Origin of the sequence: Pseudomonas frederiksbergensis (assembly GCF_001952935.1) — a bacterium.
GTDB classification, from domain to species: domain Bacteria; phylum Pseudomonadota; class Gammaproteobacteria; order Pseudomonadales; family Pseudomonadaceae; genus Aquipseudomonas; species Aquipseudomonas frederiksbergensis.
On the sequence record NZ_CP018319.1, the window covers coordinates 3,407,073 to 3,427,500 of the forward strand.

Below are 20,428 nucleotides of genomic sequence, written 5' to 3' on the forward strand. Positions count from 1 at the left end.
TGGCCCGCGGTGCTTGCAAATGATTGCAAAGCCTTGTCTGGTGGCGCTGGAGACCTGATCAATTATTGATTTTAGTCAAACCTGAGACACACGCTCGAGTCGTTTGAGAACAGCGTTATAACGGTCTGACCGCTTTAGGTTCTCGCTCGTTCCTGCGCTTGGGTAGAATTGGTTCTTTTCCCGTTGAAGGAAGGCTAATGGCTCAGTCCTACAGTGCCCGCAGTCGCGCGATCGAACCTTTCCATGTCATGGCGCTGCTGGCGCGGGCCAATGAACTGCAAGCCGCGGGTCACGACGTGATCCACCTGGAGATCGGCGAACCCGACTTCACCACCGCCGAGCCGATCATTCAGGCCGGCCAGGCCGCGTTAACGGCGGGGAAGACCCGTTACACTGCCGCGCGCGGCATTCCCGAGCTGCGGGAGGCGATTTCCGGCTTTTATCAGCAACGTTACGGTTTGAACATCGATCCGCAGCGAATCCTCATCACGCCCGGCGGTTCCGGTGCGCTGCTGTTGGCCAGCGCCTTGTTGGTGGATCCGGGCAAGCATTGGCTGCTGGCGGACCCGGGATACCCGTGTAACCGGCACTTTCTACGACTGGTGGAAGGCGCGGCGCAGCTTGTCCCGGTAGGCCCGGACGTGCGCTATCAGCTGACGCCGGACCTGATTGCCCGCCACTGGGACCACGACAGCGTCGGCGCCCTGGTGGCTTCGCCAGCTAATCCGACCGGGACAATCCTGACCCGCGACGAGCTGGCAGGCCTGTCTGCTGCGATCAAGGCGCGTCACGGGCATCTGGTGGTGGACGAGATCTATCACGGCCTGACCTATGGCACCGATGCGGCCAGCGTGCTGGAAGTCGATGACAGTGCCTTCGTCCTGAATAGTTTTTCCAAGTATTTCGGCATGACGGGATGGCGCCTCGGTTGGCTGGTGGCGCCGGAAGCGGCGGTCGGTGAGCTGGAGAAACTTGCGCAGAACCTTTACATCAGCGCCCCAAGCATGGCTCAACACGCTGCTCTGGCCTGTTTCGAACCGGCCACCATCAGCATTCTGGAAGAGCGTCGCGCCGAATTCGGCCGTCGTCGGGATTTCCTGCTGCCGGCCCTGCGAGAGTTGGGCTTTGGGATCGCCGTTGAGCCTGAGGGCGCGTTCTACTTGTATGCCGATATCAGCAAGTTCGGCGGCGATGCCTTCGCGTTCTGCCGACATTTCCTCGAAACCGAACACGTGGCGATTACTCCGGGTCTGGACTTCGGTCGTTATCAGGCCGGCCATCATGTGCGGTTTGCCTACACCCAAAGTCTTCCGCGCCTACAGGAGGCGGTCGAGCGGATTGCGCGCGGCTTGAAGAGCTGGCAAGGCTGATGCGTTTTCATCCTCCCCTCGAAGAAGGTCGTTTGATTCGTCGTTACAAGCGTTTTCTCGCCGATATCGAAACCGTTAATGGCGAGTTGCTGACCATTCACTGCCCCAATACCGGCTCGATGCTCAATTGCCAGGTTGAAGGCGGGCAGGTCTGGTTCAGCCGTTCCAATGACCCCAAGCGCAAGCTGCCTGGCACCTGGGAAGTCGGCGAAACCCCGCAGGGGCGCCTGTTCTGCGTGAACACCGGGCGGGCGAATGGCTTGATCGAAGAAGCATTGCGAGCAGGCGTCATCACCGAACTCAACGGCTTTACCGAGCTGAAGCGCGAAGTGGCCTACGGTCAGGAAAGCAGTCGTATCGATTTCCGTCTCGATTACCCGAGCGGGCCGGCGTATGTCGAAGTCAAAAGTGTCACCCTGGGCTTCGACGGCTCACTGGTAGCGGCATTTCCCGATGCGGTGACCCAGCGCGGGGCCAAGCATTTGCGCGAATTGGCGCATTTGGCTCGGGACGGAATCCGCGCCGTGCAGCTCTATTGCGTCAATCTCACCGGCATCGACGCCGTGCGTCCGGCACAGGAAATCGATTCGGCCTACGCCGCAGCCTTGCTTGAGGCGGTGGCATGCGGAGTCGAAGTGTTGGCTTATGGCGTGCGGTTGACCCATGAAGAAATGGTGGTCGATCGGCGTCTGGATGTGTTGCTGAACGGCTAAAGACTGACCCAGATTCCTTGCTCGTCTTCGCGGCAAGAGACGCGGGTCAGGGACTGCCCGGCGCAAGGGCCGGCGACGCATTCCCCGTCTTCGATCAGAAACAGTGCGCCGTGAGTCGCGCACTGGATCAGGCTGTTGCTGGGGTCGAGAAACTGGTCGGGCTTCCATTCCAGTCCGACGCCACGGTGCGGGCAGCGATTGATATAGACGTAAACCTGGCCGCCACGGCGCACGGCAAAAAGCTTCTGGCCGTCGATGTCGAAACCGCGACTGCTGGCATCGGCCAGCTCAACGCCTGCGCAAAGAAACTTCATGTCTATCCTCAAGTCCGGCGGCTCGTGACTGGATATGTCCGAGCTTGACGTTCAAATGCAAACAATTATCAAATGGCCGCCTTGCCCTTCGGGTGCAGAGGCCAGGCGCCAAGGATACGTGGCCTGTCATCTCGATGCCCGGGAAAACCCTTAAAGGAAGCTGTTTATGCGCCTGAGTACCCGCGTTGCCGCGCTCTGTGTCGGACTCCTCGTCAGCCATCACGCCGCAGCGGCCGAGTTGCCACAACGTTGGGCCAGTGCCGGGGGCGCTTTATCAGAATGGGTCAGCGCGCTGGGCGGTGAATCGAAACTGGTCGGTGTCGACACCACCAGCCAGCACCCGGAATCGCTCAAGGCATTGCCAAGCATCGGGTATCAGCGGCAATTGTCGGCGGAGGGTATTTTGAGCTTACGCCCGCAGATACTGGTTGGCACCGAAGAAACGGGACCGCCGCCGGTGCTTTCGCAGGTTCGCAGCGCGGGTGTGCAGGTCGAACTGTTCTCGGCCCAGCCGGATCTATCGACGTTGCAGGGCAATTTGCAGCGTCTGGGCAAATTGCTCGGCGCTGAAGATCAGGCTTTACAAGTGTTTCAGACTTATCAACAGCAACTCGATCAGCAAAAGATCCGGGTCACTCAGGCACAGGTGAAAGAAAAATCGCCGGGCGTGCTGTTGTTGCTTGGTCACGCGGGCGGCAAACCGCTCATCGCCGGAAAGGACACCGCCGCCGATTGGTTGCTGCAACAGGCCGGTGGGCACAATCTGGCCACGCATAGCGGCTACAAACCTTTTTCTGTCGAATCCCTGGTCAGTCTGGATCCCGAGGTGCTGGTGTTTGCCGATCGCGCACTGACCGGTGATGCGGCCCGTGCGGCGTTGTTCAAAGAGAACCCGATCCTGTCCTCGACCCGCGCGGCCAAGGACGGGCGAGTCATGGAGCTTGATCCGACGTTGTTGGTCGGGGGCTTGGGGCCGCGGTTACCCGATGCGATGAAAAAACTGTCTGACGCCTTTTACCCCGGCACGGCCGGCCAATGACCATCCTGGTTAAACCCCGTGCTTTGTTCACTGGCCTGATCCTGCTGTGTTTGCTGGCCATCTGGTTGTCATTGGCGCTTGGGCCGGTGAGCTTGCCGTTGTTCGACACCTTGCGTGCAGCCCTGCGCCTGGTCGGCGTACCGATCGCTCCCGACGGGCTGGAACAGGCCGAGCTGATCCTCGGGCAGATTCGTTTGCCGCGAACCTTGTTGGGTTTGGCCGTGGGAGGGGTGTTGGCATTGTCCGGTGTGGCGATGCAGGGGTTGTTTCGTAATCCTCTGGCCGATCCGGGGCTGGTCGGCGTCTCCAGCGGTGCGGCATTGGGCGCGGCCATCGCGATCGTCGGTGGTTCTGTGTTCGGCGGTCTGCCTGAATCCTTCGGGCCGTATCTGTTATCGCTGTGCGCGTTTCTCGGCGGACTTGGCGTGACTGCATTGGTGTATCGCCTGGGCCGGCGCAACGGGCAGACCCATGTCGCGACCATGCTGCTGGCCGGTATAGCGTTGACTGCGCTGGCCGGTTCCGCCGTGGGGCTGTTCACTTACCTGGCGGATGACGCGACGCTGCGCACCCTGACGTTCTGGAACCTGGGCAGCCTCAATGGCGCCAGCTATTCGCGACTCTGGCCGTTACTGCTGATCAGTGCCGGCGTGGCGCTGTGGCTGCCGCGCCGGGCCAAGGCCTTGAATGCGTTGTTGCTGGGGGAGTCGGAGGCGGGTCACCTGGGGATCGACGTCGAACGGCTCAAGCGCGAGTTGGTGTTTTGCACGGCGTTGGGTGTCGGTGCTGCGGTGGCCGCGGCGGGGATGATCGGGTTTGTGGGGCTGGTGGTGCCGCATCTGGTGCGACTGCTGGCCGGGCCGGATCATCGTGTGCTGTTGCCAGCGTCAGTATTGGCCGGTGCCAGTCTTTTGTTGTTTGCCGATCTGGTGGCGCGACTGGCTTTGGCGCCGGCGGAATTGCCGATCGGAATCGTCACGGCTTTCATCGGTGCGCCGTTCTTTCTGTACTTATTGGTCAGGGGGCGTGCCTGATGTTGCGAACGCAAAATCTGCAAATCCGTCGCGGCCGAAAGGTTGTCCTGACGGACATCACGCTTGAACTCAAGCCGGGCGAAGTTCTCGGCGTGCTGGGGCCGAATGGCGCTGGTAAAAGCACTTTGCTCGGCGCCTTGTGCGGCGAGTTGCGGGCTCATCAGGGCAGCGTCTGGCTCGACGAGCGCGAACTGAGCGATTGGACGGGGACGTCGCGAGCGCAGCGTTTGGCGGTATTGCCGCAGGTGTCGACCCTGGACTTCGCCTTTCGTGTAGAAGAGGTGGTCGGCATGGGCCGCTTGCCCCATCAAAGCGGTCGGGTCCGCGATGACGAAATCGTCGCCGCCGCACTGCACGCTGCCGATGCCGGGCATTTGAGTGGCCGCAGCTATCTGGCCTTGTCCGGTGGCGAGCGTCAGCGGGTGCATCTGGCGCGGGTTCTGGCGCAGCTATGGCCGGGCGAAGCAGGGCAAACGTTGTTGCTCGATGAGCCAACGTCGATGCTCGACCCGCTTCATCAGCACACCACGTTGCAAGCCGTGCGCGAGTTCGCCAACAGAGGCGCGGCGGTACTGGTGATCCTGCATGATCTGAACCTGGCAGCGCGTTATTGTGATCGCCTGTTACTGCTCGAAGGCGGGCGCCCGGTGGCGCTCGATACACCGGAGCAGGTGTTGCGCCCGGAGCCACTCAAGGCCGTGTTCGGGCTGGAAGTGCTGGTGCAGCAGCACCCGGAGCGTGGGCATCCGCTGATCATCGCCCGCTGAGCTTTTTAATGGAGTGAAAACATGCGTGGGATTTTGATGCTGGCCTTGCTGTTGCTGAGCGCCTGTCAGCAAGTTTCGACTGCGCCACCGGTTGTCGGCGAGATCCGGGACTTGCGCAGCGGTCAGACTCTCACAGCAGAGGAACTGGTTGAGCGGTTGGAGATGCCCTCGAGGCTGATCGTGGGCGAACAACATGACAATCGCGATCACCATGAATTGCAGCTGTGGTTACTGCAGTCGCTGGGTGAGCGGCGAGCTCAAGGCAGTCTGCTGCTGGAAATGCTCACGCCGGATCAACAGCCGCGTGTCGATGACGTTCGTCACGCCTCGACACCACCGGCGGATTTGCCCGGTGCATTAGCCTGGCAGTCGGGGTGGGACTGGAATGTGTACGGGCCGATCGTTAGCTTCGTGCTGTCCCAGCCATACCCGCTGCTGGCAGCCAATCTGGACACGCCCGAAGTCCGTGCCGTTTACGCCAGCCCTCCGACATTGAGCGGTTCGCGCTCCAACGCCGCTTCAGTCAAGGAAGCGTTGCTCAAGGAAGTCAGCGACTCCCATTGTGGCCTGCTGCCGACATCGCAGATGCCGGCGATGCTGGCGGTCCAGCAGCAACGTGACCGACGGATGGCTGAACGCCTGTTGGCAGCGCCCACGCCTTCACTGCTGCTTGCCGGCGCTTACCATGCGCGCAAGGATATCGGCGTGCCGGTTCATGTTCTTGATCTGGGGGAGCCCCAGGCGCCTGCGGTGTTGATGCTGGCGGAGCAGGGGAGCGAGGTCACACCGGCCATGGCGGATTACGTCTGGTACACGCCTGCCATGCCACCCCAGGATTACTGTGCGCAAATGCGTAAGCAATTTGGCAAGTGATCGAACACCTTTTCTCCAGGCAAAAAAAGACCCGGCAAGAGCCGGGTCAAATAACCGTGATTAGCCTGATGAGGAGATATCTGAGAGTCCGAACCAAGGGCTTTTCAAATATCGGCCAGTCTCGCGACCGGATGTGGTAATCATAGCGATTCTCATTACCATGTCAACAGCTGATTTCTCAATGCTTTGAAATGCGCTGACTGTTCGCTGGAAACGTCCGTAATCATTGGGTTTCAGCCTGCGAGGTTGGTGAGCTCAGCTGAATGATCTGCTCGTTCAGCAGGTCGATACGTCGGGCCATGCTCTCGATCAGGCTGTGGGCGATCTTCGGATTGCTTTGGGTCAGGCTGAGAAACTGGTCTTTGGGGATCAGCATGACAGTGCTGGCTTCGCTGGTGATCACGCTGGCGTTACGCTTCTCGCCAGTGAACACCGCCATCGCGCCAAAAATCTCGTCCTTGGGTATATCGCCGACTTTGTGCCCGTCGACAAAGGCTTCGGCGTGGCCATCAATGAGGACGAACACCTGATCCGGTTCATCGCCCTGACGGATCAATACTTCGCCACTGGCCACGCGCTGAAAACCATTGGTGCTTCGAAACTCGGGCTTTTTCAGGCGGACGACGGCGTCGGACAGCAGAACGGCCTGGCCGGTCATGTATTGAAGAAACAACTCCGAACGCTCCAGGTCGGCATAGATATGTTGAAAAAACTCGGATCGCAGGTACGGCGTCAGTGCTAAAGGGCTATCGCTGCGGAAGCGGCAACGCGGCAGCTCGGTGCCCTGACGCAAGCCGATCAAATCGCCCTCGTGCAGATAGAACAATGCCCGATCATCGATGGATCCATGCAGCAGGCCATTTTCCAGCATAAAAAGTTGATTGCCGGGTAACAGGACGCCCAGATCATCGACGGCCGCAAATTCCAGGCTTGGCCCGCAAGGCATCAAACCTTCCAGCAGCCGGACAGGAATATGTTGCAGTCGGTTGATCAGCGCGTCGGCGTAAGCCGGTTGTTCCCCAAGTAGGTACATGGCAGCTGCGTCCGTTCAGTTCTTGTGACGTGACGAAATAGCTTCCAGCTGTTTGTTCAGGGCGTCCTTGCGCTCGGCGGGAATGTCATTCCAGTGCACATCCATCAGGGCACCTTCGATGGCATACAACAACACCTTGGATGCCCGAAACCCGCGCGTGCGCACGGCCCGATAAGCATCCACCGCCCCCAGGCGACGCAAGTCCGAGGCGCTGTGAATGCCCACGGCATGTAGCCACTGCGCCGACGTCTTGCCAAGATTCTTCAGGTGCTGCAGTTCATCATTCATCAAGCCTCCTTGCGACGGCCGAACGGTGCGTGGGCGAGCTTCTCAGGAGTGTAGCCATCAGTAGGAAAAGCGTGATTGTTTGGTCGGTTTCGACGCAAAAGCTTCTAAGAAGCGAAGTCTTGAAGCTGCGTGAAAGTCCGCGAGCGCGGTAGGAAGAGAGGGCGGTGGAATCAGGGTTTCGGGCAAAATATGCCCAGCGTTCAGCGCGTTGCGGGGGCGCCGAACGGGTCAGTTAAAAGTCGCTTTTAGCGGGTGCGATAACGCAGGCGTGTACCGAAATTCATCGACATCAGGATCTCGTCAGCACTCAGTTCTGGCGGGAAGTAGGCGCCGGAGATCTGTGCGTGAGCCAGGCTCGCGCCTTCCAGGGAGGCGTTGCGAAAGTCGATGCCGCGCAAGTCGGCGGAACGGAAATAGGCATCGGTAAAGTCGATGCCGTCGGCGTTCAGTTCACGCAGGTCCAGCCCCCGGAAATCGCCACCGACCATGTCGACAGGTCCATCTTTTGGGCGCTCGTTGTTGAAGCCAGTGATGTCGTCTTTGTGCAGCAAAGCATAAAGCGGGGTATCGAGAAGTTTCGGCTGGCTCATGTCAGATCACCTGTTGGTTTTATGACGCCAGTATAGTGCCACTATTTGGCAGCCGTGAAGCCGGCGAAGGCTTCACGACTGAAATAGTTTTTTACAGACCCGGCAGGCGCTGGCGAATCTGTGCAACGACTGTGTCCAGGGTTCCGCTTTCATTGGTCTGAACGCGTTTACTGCAGAGAATCTCTTCTGGCGTCAGAGCCTCACGAGTGGCCTGCTGGGCTTCGATAACCGCCAGGTTGGCGTCGGACGGATCCTTTTTGTCTGCCTGACGAAGGGCCAGCCAGCTCTCGATCACCGCTTGCGGCGCATTGCAATCGAGGATCAGGAAGGGCGCGCCGGTGGCTTCGGCGATTTTTGCTGCGCCGTCACGCTGGTCGCGTTTTAGGTATGTCGCATCGATTACCACGGGGAAGCCAGCCCGCAGGATCACCGCGGCAATTTCATGCAGGCGGGTGTAAGTGGCCGCACTGGCGTCGGCGCTATAGATGCCGGCTTGAGGGTCGTTTGCCACGGTTTGCTCGCCGAACAGACGTTTGCGCTCTACATCGGAACGCAGGCGAATGGCGCCCAACGCTTCCACCAGGCGCATGGCCACGTGGCTTTTGCCGACGGCAGAAACACCGTGGGTGATGGCCATGAAGCGCGAAGGAATGGTGCTGTAGCTTTCCGCCAGGTTGGCGTAATTGCGGTACTGGCGCAGGGTGGTGGCTCGCTGCACCGGGGCGGCTTCAGCCGGCATGCTGAACAGGCTGACCTTGGCGCGAACCAGTGCGCGATAGGCTTTATAGAAGTTCAGCAACTCAAGGCCCTGGTAATCGCCGGTCAATTCCAGGTATTGGCTGATGAAGCGACGCGCCAGGCTCTTCAGGCCGCGGTCTTCCAGGTCCATCGCCAGGAAGCCGGTGTCGGCATAAACGTCGGTGAAGCGGAACGGTTCGTTGAACTCGATGCAGTCGAAGATCACGACCTTACCGTCGATCACGGTGGCGTTGCCAAGGTGGATGTCACCGTGACATTCGCGGATGAAACCGTCGGCCTTGCGCTGGGCGAACAGTGGCTTGAGGCGTTCGAAGCTGCTTTCGGCCCAGGCTTGCAGCGCATCTAGTTGCAGCAGATCGGCCTTGTCGCTGAGGAACGGGCGGATCTGTTCGAAGTTCTGGCGTACCGGTGCCATCACGCTGTCCGGCGTACCGGCTTCGTGTTCGGCAGGCACTTTCGGTGCGTTGAGGTGGAATTGGGCAATCTGCGCGGCCATCTCGTCGATGTGCGCAGTGGTCAATTCACCATTGGCTTGTAGGGTGCTGAGTAACCCGCTCTGTGGGAATTGACGCATTTTCAGTGCGTAATCGACGACCGGACCCTCGCCGCCCAGTTGTGGGGCTTCGGCGCTGCCGGTGATTGGCAATACTTCGAGGTACAAATCGTTGGTCAGGCGCTGGTTAAGACGCAGCTCTTCCGCGCAAAAATGCTTGCGAGCGTCGAGGTTGGTGAAGTCGAGGAAGCCGAAATTCACCGGCTTCTTCACTTTATAAGCAAACGGGCCGGTGAGGATGACCCAGGAAATATGGGTTTCGATGACCTGGAACCCGTCTACGGGATGCGGGTAGAGGGCCGGGTTTTGCAGGGCGGCGATCAGGGACTGGCTCACAGGCGATCCTTCAGAGTCTGGGGAAAATTCACGGCCGCCATTATGGCCGCAAGTCCGTCTGACGCAAACCTCCGAGGGCTCCTGTTGAGTCTGAATAAAGTGCGTATAATCCGCCGCCATGACTCGTACTCGATCCCCCCGCACCCCCAAAAAACCACCTTCCAAGGGCCTGCGCCCCTGGCTGGGCTGGGCCCTTAAACTCAGTCTGGTCGGCCTTGTGGTGCTGGCCGGGTTCGCGGTTTACCTCGACGCGATCGTCCAGGAGAAATTCTCCGGCAAGCGCTGGACCATTCCGGCCAAGGTGTACGCGCGCCCGCTGGAGCTGTTCGTCGGACAAAAGCTCAGCAAGGACGATTTTCTGACTGAACTCGATGCCTTGGGTTATCGACGGGAAAGCGTGGTCAACGGCCCCGGCGCAGCCTCGGTCAGCGGCAATACCGTCAATTTGAATACTCGTGGTTTTCAGTTCTATGAAGGCATGGAGCAAGCGCAACCGGTACGGGTGCGTTTCTCCGGTGATTACGTGGCCGAACTGTCGGCGACCAACGGTTCGAAGCTTTCGGTCGTGCGCCTCGAGCCACTGCTGATCGGTGGCCTGTACCCGAAAAACCTCGAAGACCGGATTCTGATCAAGATCGATCAGGTGCCGCCGTACTTGCTCGAAACCCTGGTGGCTGTTGAAGACCGCGACTTCTATCACCACTTTGGCGTTTCGCCGAAGTCGATCGCGCGGGCGATCTGGGTCAACGGTTCTTCCGGCCGCATGCGTCAGGGCGGCAGTACGCTGACTCAACAGTTGGTCAAAAACTTCTACCTGACCAACGAACGCAGCCTGAGCCGCAAACTCACCGAAGCCATGATGGCGCTGCTGCTTGAGCTGCATTACGACAAACCGGAAATCCTTGAGGCTTACCTCAACGAAGTGTTCATCGGTCAGGACGGTCAGCGTGCGGTGCACGGTTTTGGCCTGGCGAGCCAGTTCTTCTTCAGCCAGCCGTTGGCCGAACTGAAGCTGCATCAAGTGGCGTTGCTGGTGGGCATGGTCAAAGGGCCGTCTTCCTACAACCCTCGTCGTTATCCGGAGCGGGCCCTTGAGCGGCGCAACCTGGTGCTCGACGTATTGCAGGAACAGGGCGTCGCCACTGCCGAGCAAGTCGAAGCGGCGAAGAAGATGCCGTTGGGCGTGACCAAGCGCGGCAGCCTGGCGGATAGCTCATTCCCTGGCTTCCTCGACCTGGTCAAGCGCCAGCTGCGCGAAGACTATCGTGACGAAGACTTGACCGAGGAAGGTCTGCGGATCTTCACCAGTTTCGACCCGATCCTGCAGATGAAAGCCGAGGCGTCGGTCAACGACACTTTCAAGAGACTCTCGGGGCGCAAGGGTTCCGATGAGGTTGAAGCGGCCATGGTCGTGACCAATCCGGAAACCGGTGAAGTCCAGGCCATGATCGGCAGTCGTCAGGCGGGTTTTGCCGGTTTCAACCGTGCGCTGGATGCGGTACGACCGATCGGCTCTTTGATCAAGCCGGCGGTTTATCTGACAGCCCTTGAGAAACCGAGCCAGTACACATTGACCAGTTGGCTGTCGGACGATTCCTTCTCGGTCAAAGGCGCGGACGGTCAAGTCTGGAAACCGCAGAACTACGATCGCCGTTCCCATGGCACTGTGTTTCTGTATCAGGGCCTGGCGCATTCCTACAACCTGTCGACCGCGCGTCTCGGGTTGGCGGTGGGCGTACCGAATGTCCTGAAGACCCTGGCGCGTCTCGGTGTGAGTCGCGAATTCCCGGCGTTCCCGTCGATGTTGCTGGGCGCTGGCGGTCTGACCCCGATCGAAGTGGCGACGATGTACCAGACCCTGGCCAATGGCGGCTTCAACACGCCGATGCGCGGGATTCGCAGCGTATTGACTGCAGAAGGCGAACCGCTCAAGCGTTATCCGTTCCAGATTCAGCAGCGTTTCGATCCGGCCTCCATTTACCTGGTCCAGAGCGCCATGCAGCGAGTCATGCGTGAAGGTACCGGCAGTTCGGTTTACAACGTGCTGCCGAAAACCCTGACGTTGGCCGGCAAGACCGGTACCAGTAACGATTCGCGGGACAGCTGGTTTGCCGGTTTCAGTCAGGACCTGCTGGCAGTGGTCTGGCTGGGTCGCGATGACAACGGCAAGACACCGTTCACCGGTGCCACCGGTGCGTTGCAGGTCTGGACCAGTTTCATGCGCAAGGCCGATCCGTTGCCGCTGGACATGCCGCAGCCAGACAACATTGTTCAGGCCTGGGTCGATTCGCGTACCGGACAAGGCTCTGATGCCAACTGCCCAGGCGCGGTACAGATGCCGTATATTCGCGGCAGCGAACCGCCTCCCGGTGCCGCTTGCGGTGGCGAAAGCCCTGTTTCCGGCGAAACGGTGATGGATTGGGTCAAGGGCTGGATGAATTAAGCAAAGAGGGTTTCAAGTGAACAAGTGGTTGATTCCAGCGGTTACCGCCGTGGCTTTGCTCAGCGGTTGCTCCTCCGTACAACGCGGGTCGATTCCGGTTGTGGATTCCGGAAGCGCCGTTTCTAACAGTGAGCGGGTATCGGCGAATGGCGGTTTCCGTCAGACGACGACTAAACGTCCTGTGCAAGCCCAGACTCAGGCGATTCCACAAGGTGATACCGGCGTCGTCGTGATGGTGCCAGGTGGCGGTGCAGTGACGTCGGCACCAATCAGCACCGCGCCGATCACGCCAGGCCCGATTACCCCGGGGCCGATCGATACCTCGCCGGTCCAGCCGGCACCGGTCAATCAGGGCAGCTACAGCATGCCGTCGACGCCGAGCGGGATTCCTTCGGCGAGCTCCGGTGGCTTGTCTGCCGACGAGCAATTGGACGGTCCGGTTCTGGCCTTGCTGACTACCGCTCAGCAGCAACAGGCGAGCGGTGATCTCAACGGTGCTTCCTCCAGCCTCGAGCGTGCCCAGCGTGTTGCGCCGCGTGAGCCGCAAGTGCTTTATCGTCTGGCTCAAGTGCGTATGGCTCAAGGCGATGCGCCACAAGCCGAGCAGTTCGCTCGTCGTGGCCTGACCTTCGCCAATGGTCGTCCGGCACTTCAGGCCAGCCTGTGGGAATTGATCGCTCAGGCGCGTGAGAAACAGGGTGATTCTGCTGGCGCAGCATTGGCCCGTCAGAAGGCCAAGGTTTCGCTGTGATGGATGCGCGCTTTCCGAAGATTGCCGAACAGTTGTTGCTGATCGAGCGCGAGCTGCGGGTCCAGGGTTGGTGGGACGAGGTTCCGCCCTCCGCCGAAGCGCTTTCCAGTGTCGAACCGTTCTCGGTCGATACGCTGGATTTCGAGCAGTGGCTGCAATGGATCTTCCTGCCGCGGATGAAGATGATCCTTGAGCAGGATCTGCCCTTGCCAAACGCTTCGGGAATTCAGGAGATGGCCGAAATGGTTTTCGCTGCGCGCAATGTCCAAGGCAGGGATCGGCAGCTTCAGGTCTTGCTCAAAGAGTTCGACCTGTTGATCACCGCCTCTTGCTAATTCCGCCCCTTTGTAGGAACCGAGCTTGCTCGCGATAGCGGTGCAACAGTCAGCAGATCTGTTGAATGTTTCGCCCTCATCGCGAGCAAGCTCGGCTCCTACAGGTGTCTACTGGCAGTTTTCCGCAATCTGCTTCTGTGCTTCGCTGATGCGCTCCTGCCGCTGCTGGTCGGTCAGGCGGCGCATCTCGCCTTCGACATCTTCCCGTATTCGCGGATTGTTCTGCAGTTGAGCCAGGTTCGTCCGCGCCTGTTCGCAGAATGCCTCTAACTGGGCTTTTTGCTCGGCGACCTGCTTTTTCACTTCTTTGTCGATGGCCTGTTGATCACCAATAGCGCTGCTGCGTGGCGGCGGGGACTGGTTGCTGGCAGGCGAGGAGGGCGTGACCACGGTGGTGGCTTCCCGGCCTGGGGGCGGCTGGGCGTCGAAGTGGGTAACGCCCTGGGCGTCGACCCATTTGTAGATCTGAGCGGCCATGCCCAGAGGACTGATGCCAATCAGCAGGCTGACGGTCAGGAAAAACGTTCGCATGCCATTTCCTTGTATTGGGTTGCGCAATTGAAGCTAACACAGTTGCTGTTTAGCGGTTTTTTCTTGCTTTCTCATGTGCTTAGTTCAATAAAGCACATAGACGACTTGACTTGGAGAGGACGAAACAGAAGAATCCAAAGTCCGCTGTAGAGGGACTGCCAGAAGCAGGCCCGCTCAGCAGATCATGAGGCGCACATCCGCGCCGACCTGTTACACCCGCAACGCGTTACCTCGCGCTGGGTGGGAAAGGCCCGCAACACTTGGGACGATCCCAATACTTGCTCAGTCAGTGCTGACGTAGTCGGCGACCACCGTCGCTCATGCTCTGCTGAGAAGTAAACCTATTAAGACCCGTCCCCTTTTGTGTGGACGGTATTCTGGCGTTTTAGAGGTGAACAACGTGGAGCTTTTATCTGGCGGTGAGATGCTCGTCCGCTTTTTGCGTGACGAAGGCGTCAAATATATCTACGGGTACCCGGGTGGTGCTCTTCTTCATGTCTACGATGCCCTGTTCAAAGAACCGGAAGTGACCCACATCCTGGTTCGTCACGAACAGGCTGCGACCCATATGGCTGACGGCTATGCCCGTGCCACCGGTAAAGCCGGTGTGGTACTGGTGACCTCCGGCCCGGGCGCAACCAACGCCATTACCGGTATTGCCACGGCCTACATGGACTCCATTCCGATGGTGGTCATTTCCGGCCAGGTGCCTAGCACCATGGTGGGCACCGATGCGTTCCAGGAAACCGACATGATCGGTATCTCCCGGCCGATCGTGAAGCACAGCTTCATGATCAAGCACGCGTCGGAAATCCCGGAAGTCATGAAGAAAGCGTTCTACCTCGCGCAATCCGGTCGTCCTGGTCCTGTCGTTGTCGATATCCCGAAAGACATGACCAACCCGGCCGAAAAGTTCGAATACATCTTCCCGAAAAAAGCCAAGCTGCGTTCCTACAGCCCGGCCGTTCGCGGTCACTCCGGGCAAATCCGCAAGGCGGCAGAAATGCTCCTGGCGGCCAAGCGTCCTGTGATGTATGCAGGCGGCGGCGTGATTCTCGGTGGTGGCTCCGCGCCGCTGACCGAGTTGGCGAAGATGCTCAACCTGCCAGTGACCAATACCCTGATGGGGCTGGGTGCCTACCCTGGCACCGACCGTCAGTTTATCGGCATGCTCGGCATGCACGGCAGCTACACCGCTAACCTGGCGATGCACCATGCCGACGTGATCCTTGCAGTCGGCGCTCGTTTCGACGACCGCGTGATCAACGGCCCGGCCAAGTTCTGCCCGAATGCCAAGATCATTCACATCGACATCGACCCGGCTTCGATCTCCAAGACCATCAAGGCAGACGTGCCTATCGTCGGTCCGGTCGAGAGTGTCCTGACCGAGATGGTCGCGATCCTCAAGGAAATCGGCGAGACCCCGAACAAGGAGTCCGTTGCCAGCTGGTGGAAGCAAGTGGATGAGTGGCGCGGTGATCGCGGCCTGTTCCCTTACGACAAGGGTGACGGCAGCGTCATCAAGCCGCAGACCGTGATCGAAACCCTGTGCGAAGTGACCAAGGGCAATGCCTTTATTGCCTCCGACGTGGGCCAGCACCAGATGTTCGCGGCGCAGTACTACACGTTCAACAAGCCGAACCGCTGGATCAACTCCGGCGGCCTGGGCACCATGGGCTTCGGTTTTCCGGCGGCCATGGGCATCAAGTTGAGCTTCCCGGATGACGACGTCGCCTGCGTCACGGGCGAAGGCAGCATCCAGATGAACATTCAGGAACTGTCGACCTGCCTGCAATATGGTTTGCCGGTAAAAATCGTCATCCTGAACAACGGTGTTCTGGGTATGGTTCGCCAGTGGCAAGACATGAGCTACGGTAGCCGTCACTCGCATTCCTACATGGAGTCGCTGCCTGACTTCGTCAAGTTGGCGGAGGCCTATGGTCACGTCGGCGTGCGCATCACCGAATCGAAAGATTTGAAGACGAAGATGGAAGAGGCGTTCGCCATGAAAGATCGTCTGGTGATCATTGATGTTTCGGTCGACACCAGCGAGCACGTCTACCCGATGCAGATCAAAGACGGCTCCATGCGCGATATGTGGCTGAGCAAGACGGAGCGTACTTAATCATGCGGCACATTATTTCCTTGCTTCTGGAAAACGAACCCGGCGCTCTGTCTCGTGTTGTCGGCCTGTTCTCGCAGCGCAACTACAACATCGAAAGCCTGACCGTGGCACCTACCGAAGACCCGACTTTGTCGCGTCTGACGCTGACCACGGTTGGTCACGATGAAGTTATCGAGCAGATCACCAAGAACCTGAACAAGTTGATCGAAGTGGTCAAACTGGTCGACCTGTCGGAGAGTGCTCACATCGAGCGCGAGCTGATGCTGGTCAAGGTCAAGGCTACCGGTGCCCAGCGCGCCGAGATCAAACGCACTACCGATATTTATCGTGGGCAGATCGTTGACGTCAGCGCTAGCGTGTATACCGTTCAATTGACCGGTACCAGCGACAAGCTCGACAGCTTCATTCAGTCCATTGGCACCGCCTCGATTCTGGAGACCGTCCGCAGCGGCGTAACCGGTATTGCCCGCGGCGACAAAGTACTCAGCATCTAAACCAAATTAGCGAATGGCCTGAACGGCCTGGATATATAGGGGAATTTCATGAAAGTTTATTACGAAAAAGACTGCGACCTGTCGATCATCCAGGGCAAGAAAGTTGCCATCATCGGTTACGGTTCCCAGGGCCACGCTCAAGCGTGCAACCTGAAAGACTCCGGCGTTGACGTTACTGTTGGCCTGCGTAAAGGTTCGGCGACTGTTGCCAAAGCTGAAGCTCACGGCCTGAAAGTGACCGACGTTGCTTCCGCTGTTGCGGCTGCCGACCTGGTCATGATCCTGACCCCGGACGAGTTCCAGTCCGCTCTGTACAAGAACGAAATCGAGCCGAACATCAAGAAAGGCGCCACCCTGGCCTTCTCCCACGGCTTCGCGATCCACTACAACCAGGTTGTTCCACGCGCTGACCTCGACGTGATCATGATCGCGCCGAAGGCTCCGGGCCACACCGTGCGTTCCGAGTTCGTCAAAGGCGGCGGTATCCCTGACCTGATCGCTATCTACCAGGATGCTTCGGGCAACGCCAAAAACGTTGCACTGTCCTACGCCGCTGGCGTTGGTGGCGGTCGTACCGGCATCATCGAAACCACTTTCAAGGACGAGACCGAAACCGACCTGTTCGGCGAACAAGCCGTTCTGTGCGGCGGTACCGTTGAACTGGTAAAAGCCGGTTTCGAAACCCTGGTTGAAGCTGGCTACGCGCCGGAAATGGCCTACTTCGAATGCCTGCACGAACTGAAGCTGATCGTTGACCTCATGTACGAAGGCGGTATCGCCAACATGAACTACTCGATCTCCAACAACGCCGAGTACGGCGAGTACGTGACCGGTCCGGAAGTGATCAACGCCGAATCCCGTCAGGCCATGCGCAACGCCCTGAAACGTATTCAGGACGGCGAATACGCCAAGATGTTCATCAGCGAAGGCGCTACCGGCTATCCTTCGATGACCGCCAAGCGTCGTAACAACGCCGCTCATGGTATCGAAATCATCGGCGAGCAACTGCGCTCCATGATGCCGTGGATCGGTGCCAACAAGATCGTAGACAAAGCCAAGAACTAAGTCGCGAGCTTGTACGAAAAACGCGGCCTAGGCCGCGTTTTTTCGTTTGGGTGGCTGGTTCTGGTATAAAGCTGCATCGTTTGCGGCCGAACCGCCGTCCCAGACACCTGTCCAAACTTTCCACCCCGTTGCAAGGTAAATGTCCATGAGCGAACGTCCCGAAGAGCCAAACCAGGCTTCTGACGCCGAAAGCCTGCTGCCCATCGATGAACACATCGAGGAAGGGCATGACGCTGAAGGCCGTAAAGTCCGGCATCGTGGTATCTATCTTCTGCCGAATCTGTTCACCACTGCGAATCTGTTCGCAGGGTTTTATTCCATCATCAACTCGATGAGCGCCCAGAGCGCCTTGAGTGCCGGTGATTCGATTGGTGCGAGCAAGTATTTTGCTTTTGCAGCGATCGCGATTTTTGTCGCAATGGTGCTCGACGGCCTCGATGGTCGCGTTGCCCGTATGACCAATACCCAGAGCGCCTTCGGTGCCGAATACGACTCGCTGTCCGACATGGTCGCGTTCGGTGTTGCGCCAGCATTGTTGGCATTCGGTTGGGCTTTGGGCGATATGGGTAAGGTCGGCTGGATGGTCGCCTTCATTTATGTAGCCGGTGCGGCGTTGCGTCTGGCGCGTTTCAATACGCAGGTAGGCACTGCGGACAAGCGCTACTTCATTGGTCTGGCCAGTCCGGCTGCTGCTGGTGTAGTTGCAGGCATTGTCTGGGCGTTCAGTGATTACGGCATCCAGGGCTCGAAGATGTCCTTCCTGGTGGCGCTGATGGTTGCGGCTGCCGGCATGCTGATGGTCAGTAACATCAAGTACAACAGCTTCAAGGAGCTGGACTTGAAAGGGCGTGTACCTTTCGTGGCCATCCTCGCGGTGGTGTTGGTGTTTGCCGTGGTGTTCAGTGATCCTCCACGCATTCTTTTGCTGGTTTTCCTCGCCTATGCGGCTTCCGGCCCAGTGCAGTACTTGTTGCGTCTTCGTCGGCACAAAAAAGCCGAGTGATGTAATTTCCCTCATACTCCGCAGTCTATGGGTGCATCTGTCCTCCAATGCTGCGGAGTTGTCATGCTGATCAAAGTCCCCAAAGCGTCTGACTGCCATGAGTCGGACGTCACGCCTGAATCCTTCTATCTTTCTCGTCGCAATGTACTCGGTGCTGCTGTCGCCGGTTTGGCTGTCAGCGGCTTGCCGCGTTGGGTCAGTGCCGCCGATGCTGCGCGTTATGCGGATGTCGAGCCTGGCAAAGCGCCTGCCTGGTTTGCCGAAAAACTGCCTTCTACTAGATGGGGCGCGGTTAACGTCAAGGATGAGGCGATCACACCATTCAAGGACGCGACCCATTACAACAACTTCTATGAGTTTGGCACCGATAAAGGTGATCCCGCCGCCAATGCCGGCGCACTGAAAACCGAGCCTTGGAGTGTGGTAATAGATGGAGAGGTGGGTAAGCCAGGGCGGTACGCACTGGAAGACTTCATGAAGCCTTATCAGTTGGAAGAGCGTATCTATCGTCTTCGCTGTGTAGAGGCCTGGTCGATGGTCATTCCCTGGATCGGATTTCCCATCTCGGCCCTGCTCAAGGAAGTTGAGCCGACTTCCAAAGCGAAATTCATTCGCTTCGAAACCCTGGAAGACCCCAAGAGCATGCCCGGGCAACGTTCCGGTTTTGCCTTGATCGATTGGCCATATGTTGAAGGGCTGCGTCTGGATGAGGCGATGAATCCGTTGGCGATTCTCGCTGTAGGTATGTATGGACGGGAGTTGCCTAATCAGAACGGCGCACCTCTGCGTTTGGTAGTGCCGTGGAAATACGGCTTCAAGAGCATCAAATCCATCGTGCGGATCAGTCTGGTCAGCGATCAACCGAAAACCACCTGGCAAAGCATTGCCGCGGATGAGTACGGCTTCTATGCGAATGTGAATCCCACAGTCGATCATCCGCGCTGGACTCAGGCTCGGGAGCGACGTCTGCCGAGCGGGCTGTTCAAACCTAATGTGCGGGACACGCAGATGTTCAATGGCTACTCGGATGAAGTTGCTTCTCTATATACAGGGCTCGATTTGCGGAAGAACTACTGATGCGATTTCCGTTTTGGCGCATTAGCGTCTTTATAGCTGCTGCGGTCTGGCCGCTGCTTTGGTTGTATCAGGCCTGGCAGGATGTGCTGGGACCTGATCCGGGCAAGGTGCTGGTTGATCGGTTGGGGCTGGGGACGCTAGTCCTGCTGCTTATTACGTTAAGCATGACACCTGTGCAAAAGCTTACCGGCTGGGCGGGGTGGGTTGCTGTCCGGCGGCAACTGGGGTTGTGGTGTTTCACTTATGTGGTTTTGCATTTGATTGGGTATACGGCGTTTATCCTCGGCTTTGATTGGTCGCAGTTGGGTGTCGAGTTGCGCAAGCGGCCGTACATTATTGTCGGGGCGCTTGGGTTTTTGTGTTTATTGGCTTTGGCAGTGACCTCGAATCGTTATAGTCAGCGGCGTTTGGGTTCTAGCTGGAAGAAATTACATCGTCTTGCCTATGTGGTTCTCGGGCTTGGATTGCTGCATATGTTGTGGGTCGTGCGCGCTGATCTCAAGGAGTGGGCGGTTTACGCCTCTATAGGTGCATTGCTATTAGTGTTGCGACTCCCCCCTGTAGCCCGCCGAATCCCACGATTAAAAGCCCAAAAGACACCTTCTGCACGAAAAGCGTAATTAAGGGTTGACGGCAGATTCTGGAAGTCTATAATTCGCCCCACTTCCGGCGCAGTCGAAACGGAAAACTCCTTGCTAAACAATGAGTTATGCAGTTTTCGGCAGCGAGTTGCTTCAGGTCATCGAAGCCCAGAAGGAGTTGAAAGAGCGAGGTGGTTTGGCTCTTTTGACGATTCGATCTTCTCGGTCGAAAGCGGTGTAAAAGAGGTGTTGACAGCAGCGAGTAACGCTGTAGAATTCGCCTCCCGCTAACGAGAGATCGCAAGCGCAAGTGGTTGAAGTTGCAAAGGAAACTTTGAAAAATAACCGCTTGAC

The 20,428-nt window shown here is 58.4% G+C and carries 21 protein-coding genes; 15 read left to right on the top strand and 6 right to left on the bottom strand.

Going from position 1 to position 20,428, the window contains the following annotated elements; genetic code table 11:
- The first annotated feature begins 197 nt into the window (after nt 1-197).
- A complete protein-coding gene (locus tag PFAS1_RS15795) occupies nt 198-1,370 on the top strand; it encodes a pyridoxal phosphate-dependent aminotransferase (RefSeq protein ID WP_076029735.1) in 1,173 nt (390 codons plus the stop codon).
- Complete coding sequence (gene sfsA, locus PFAS1_RS15800) at nt 1,370-2,083, top strand: DNA/RNA nuclease SfsA (protein WP_076029736.1); 714 nt, start codon at nt 1,370-1,372, stop codon at nt 2,081-2,083. Before PFAS1_RS15795 ends, sfsA begins: the two co-directional genes overlap by 1 nt.
- Here the strand turns inward: sfsA and PFAS1_RS15805 are convergent.
- Entirely contained in the window at nt 2,080-2,397 is a 318-nt protein-coding gene (locus tag PFAS1_RS15805) for a Rieske (2Fe-2S) protein (protein ID WP_076029737.1), read from the bottom strand. The two genes, sfsA and PFAS1_RS15805, sit on opposite strands and share 4 nt — an antisense overlap.
- A gap of 166 nt (nt 2,398-2,563) precedes the next feature.
- On the opposite strand from PFAS1_RS15805, the gene PFAS1_RS15810 reads away from it, so the two are divergent.
- The 4 genes from PFAS1_RS15810 to PFAS1_RS15825 are packed head-to-tail and all read left to right on the top strand — an operon-like array spanning nt 2,564 to nt 6,110.
- Complete coding sequence (locus tag PFAS1_RS15810) at nt 2,564-3,436, top strand: heme/hemin ABC transporter substrate-binding protein (protein WP_076029738.1); 873 nt, start codon at nt 2,564-2,566, stop codon at nt 3,434-3,436.
- A gap of 50 nt (nt 3,437-3,486) precedes the next feature.
- The gene (locus tag PFAS1_RS15815) at nt 3,487-4,470 is read left to right on the top strand and encodes a FecCD family ABC transporter permease (protein ID WP_173860491.1); all 984 of its coding nucleotides are present in this window, start codon (nt 3,487-3,489) and stop codon (nt 4,468-4,470) included.
- Nucleotides 4,470-5,237 carry a heme ABC transporter ATP-binding protein gene (locus tag PFAS1_RS15820; protein ID WP_076029739.1) on the top strand — a complete coding sequence of 256 codons (768 nt, stop codon included), beginning with the start codon at nt 4,470-4,472 and terminating at the stop codon, nt 5,235-5,237. The genes PFAS1_RS15815 and PFAS1_RS15820 overlap by 1 nt, the downstream gene beginning before the upstream one ends.
- A 21-nt stretch (nt 5,238-5,258) precedes the next feature.
- The gene (locus PFAS1_RS15825; RefSeq protein ID WP_076029740.1) at nt 5,259-6,110 is read left to right on the top strand and encodes a ChaN family lipoprotein; all 852 of its coding nucleotides are present in this window, start codon (nt 5,259-5,261) and stop codon (nt 6,108-6,110) included.
- A 223-nt stretch (nt 6,111-6,333) separates the two neighbouring features.
- On the opposite strand, the gene PFAS1_RS15830 is transcribed toward PFAS1_RS15825, so the two are convergent.
- The 4 genes from PFAS1_RS15830 to PFAS1_RS15845 form a co-directional block, all read right to left on the bottom strand.
- A complete protein-coding gene (locus PFAS1_RS15830; RefSeq protein ID WP_076029741.1) occupies nt 6,334-7,143 on the bottom strand; it encodes a Crp/Fnr family transcriptional regulator in 810 nt (269 codons plus the stop codon).
- Nucleotides 7,144-7,158: 15 nt separating this feature from the next.
- Nucleotides 7,159-7,431 (bottom strand): TfoX/Sxy family protein, encoded by a 273-nt coding sequence (locus tag PFAS1_RS15835; RefSeq protein WP_003228231.1) that lies wholly within the window; start codon nt 7,429-7,431, stop codon nt 7,159-7,161.
- 245 nt (nt 7,432-7,676) lie between these two features.
- Nucleotides 7,677-8,021 carry a pentapeptide repeat-containing protein gene (locus PFAS1_RS15840; RefSeq protein ID WP_076029742.1) on the bottom strand — a complete coding sequence of 115 codons (345 nt, stop codon included), beginning with the start codon at nt 8,019-8,021 and terminating at the stop codon, nt 7,677-7,679.
- 91 nt (nt 8,022-8,112) lie between these two features.
- Entirely contained in the window at nt 8,113-9,669 is a 1,557-nt protein-coding gene (locus PFAS1_RS15845; protein ID WP_076029743.1) for a bifunctional aminoglycoside phosphotransferase/ATP-binding protein, read from the bottom strand.
- A 118-nt stretch (nt 9,670-9,787) separates the two neighbouring features.
- On the opposite strand from PFAS1_RS15845, the gene mrcB reads away from it, so the two are divergent.
- The 3 genes from mrcB to PFAS1_RS15860 are packed head-to-tail and all read left to right on the top strand — an operon-like array spanning nt 9,788 to nt 13,198.
- Nucleotides 9,788-12,112, top strand: a complete 2,325-nt coding sequence (gene mrcB, locus PFAS1_RS15850; RefSeq protein WP_074870922.1) for a penicillin-binding protein 1B — start codon at nt 9,788-9,790, stop codon at nt 12,110-12,112.
- Between the two features lie 16 nt (nt 12,113-12,128).
- Complete coding sequence (locus PFAS1_RS15855) at nt 12,129-12,863, top strand: tetratricopeptide repeat protein (protein WP_076029744.1); 735 nt, start codon at nt 12,129-12,131, stop codon at nt 12,861-12,863.
- A complete protein-coding gene (locus PFAS1_RS15860) occupies nt 12,863-13,198 on the top strand; it encodes a YqcC family protein (RefSeq protein ID WP_076029745.1) in 336 nt (111 codons plus the stop codon). The genes PFAS1_RS15855 and PFAS1_RS15860 overlap by 1 nt, the downstream gene beginning before the upstream one ends.
- A 108-nt stretch (nt 13,199-13,306) precedes the next feature.
- On the opposite strand, the gene PFAS1_RS15865 is transcribed toward PFAS1_RS15860, so the two are convergent.
- Nucleotides 13,307-13,729 carry a DUF4124 domain-containing protein gene (locus PFAS1_RS15865; RefSeq protein WP_076029746.1) on the bottom strand — a complete coding sequence of 141 codons (423 nt, stop codon included), beginning with the start codon at nt 13,727-13,729 and terminating at the stop codon, nt 13,307-13,309.
- Nucleotides 13,730-14,129: 400 nt separating this feature from the next.
- Here PFAS1_RS15865 and PFAS1_RS15870 point away from each other — a divergent pair, with 400 nt between their 5' ends.
- The 6 genes from PFAS1_RS15870 (at nt 14,130) to msrQ (ending at nt 20,113) form a co-directional block, all read left to right on the top strand.
- Nucleotides 14,130-15,854, top strand: coding sequence for an acetolactate synthase 3 large subunit (locus PFAS1_RS15870; RefSeq protein WP_076031539.1), 1,725 nt, complete (start codon nt 14,130-14,132; stop codon nt 15,852-15,854).
- A 2-nt stretch (nt 15,855-15,856) separates the two neighbouring features.
- Nucleotides 15,857-16,348, top strand: coding sequence for an acetolactate synthase small subunit (gene ilvN, locus PFAS1_RS15875; RefSeq protein WP_003176102.1), 492 nt, complete (start codon nt 15,857-15,859; stop codon nt 16,346-16,348).
- A gap of 48 nt (nt 16,349-16,396) precedes the next feature.
- On the top strand, nt 16,397-17,413 hold the full coding sequence (ilvC, locus tag PFAS1_RS15880) for a ketol-acid reductoisomerase (protein WP_007948647.1): 1,017 nt from the start codon (nt 16,397-16,399) through the stop codon (nt 17,411-17,413).
- A gap of 145 nt (nt 17,414-17,558) precedes the next feature.
- Nucleotides 17,559-18,416, top strand: coding sequence for a CDP-diacylglycerol--serine O-phosphatidyltransferase (gene pssA, locus PFAS1_RS15885; protein ID WP_076029747.1), 858 nt, complete (start codon nt 17,559-17,561; stop codon nt 18,414-18,416).
- Between the two features lie 63 nt (nt 18,417-18,479).
- The gene (gene msrP, locus PFAS1_RS15890) at nt 18,480-19,493 is read left to right on the top strand and encodes a protein-methionine-sulfoxide reductase catalytic subunit MsrP (RefSeq protein WP_076029748.1); all 1,014 of its coding nucleotides are present in this window, start codon (nt 18,480-18,482) and stop codon (nt 19,491-19,493) included.
- A complete protein-coding gene (msrQ, locus tag PFAS1_RS15895) occupies nt 19,493-20,113 on the top strand; it encodes a protein-methionine-sulfoxide reductase heme-binding subunit MsrQ (RefSeq protein ID WP_076029749.1) in 621 nt (206 codons plus the stop codon). The genes msrP and msrQ overlap by 1 nt, the downstream gene beginning before the upstream one ends.
- Nucleotides 20,114-20,428: the final 315 nt, after the last annotated feature.

What these genes read in the sequence shown, in the direction of transcription:
- sfsA (WP_076029736.1), top strand. Translation starts at nt 1,370, where the DNA reads ATGCGTTTTCATCCTCCCCTCGAAGAAGGTCGTTTGATTCGTCGTTAC.
- PFAS1_RS15835 (WP_003228231.1), bottom strand. Translation starts at nt 7,431, where the DNA reads ATGAATGATGAACTGCAGCACCTGAAGAATCTTGGCAAGACGTCGGCG.
- PFAS1_RS15830 (WP_076029741.1), bottom strand. Translation starts at nt 7,143, where the DNA reads ATGTACCTACTTGGGGAACAACCGGCTTACGCCGACGCGCTGATCAAC.
- msrP (WP_076029748.1), top strand. Translation starts at nt 18,480, where the DNA reads ATGCTGATCAAAGTCCCCAAAGCGTCTGACTGCCATGAGTCGGACGTC.
- mrcB (WP_074870922.1), top strand. Translation starts at nt 9,788, where the DNA reads ATGACTCGTACTCGATCCCCCCGCACCCCCAAAAAACCACCTTCCAAG.
- ilvC (WP_007948647.1), top strand. Translation starts at nt 16,397, where the DNA reads ATGAAAGTTTATTACGAAAAAGACTGCGACCTGTCGATCATCCAGGGC.
- PFAS1_RS15810 (WP_076029738.1), top strand. Translation starts at nt 2,564, where the DNA reads ATGCGCCTGAGTACCCGCGTTGCCGCGCTCTGTGTCGGACTCCTCGTC.
- PFAS1_RS15860 (WP_076029745.1), top strand. Translation starts at nt 12,863, where the DNA reads ATGGATGCGCGCTTTCCGAAGATTGCCGAACAGTTGTTGCTGATCGAG.
- ilvN (WP_003176102.1), top strand. Translation starts at nt 15,857, where the DNA reads ATGCGGCACATTATTTCCTTGCTTCTGGAAAACGAACCCGGCGCTCTG.
- PFAS1_RS15840 (WP_076029742.1), bottom strand. Translation starts at nt 8,021, where the DNA reads ATGAGCCAGCCGAAACTTCTCGATACCCCGCTTTATGCTTTGCTGCAC.
- PFAS1_RS15820 (WP_076029739.1), top strand. Translation starts at nt 4,470, where the DNA reads ATGTTGCGAACGCAAAATCTGCAAATCCGTCGCGGCCGAAAGGTTGTC.
- msrQ (WP_076029749.1), top strand. Translation starts at nt 19,493, where the DNA reads ATGCGATTTCCGTTTTGGCGCATTAGCGTCTTTATAGCTGCTGCGGTC.
- PFAS1_RS15825 (WP_076029740.1), top strand. Translation starts at nt 5,259, where the DNA reads ATGCGTGGGATTTTGATGCTGGCCTTGCTGTTGCTGAGCGCCTGTCAG.
- PFAS1_RS15805 (WP_076029737.1), bottom strand. Translation starts at nt 2,397, where the DNA reads ATGAAGTTTCTTTGCGCAGGCGTTGAGCTGGCCGATGCCAGCAGTCGC.
- PFAS1_RS15865 (WP_076029746.1), bottom strand. Translation starts at nt 13,729, where the DNA reads ATGCGAACGTTTTTCCTGACCGTCAGCCTGCTGATTGGCATCAGTCCT.
- PFAS1_RS15795 (WP_076029735.1), top strand. Translation starts at nt 198, where the DNA reads ATGGCTCAGTCCTACAGTGCCCGCAGTCGCGCGATCGAACCTTTCCAT.
- pssA (WP_076029747.1), top strand. Translation starts at nt 17,559, where the DNA reads ATGAGCGAACGTCCCGAAGAGCCAAACCAGGCTTCTGACGCCGAAAGC.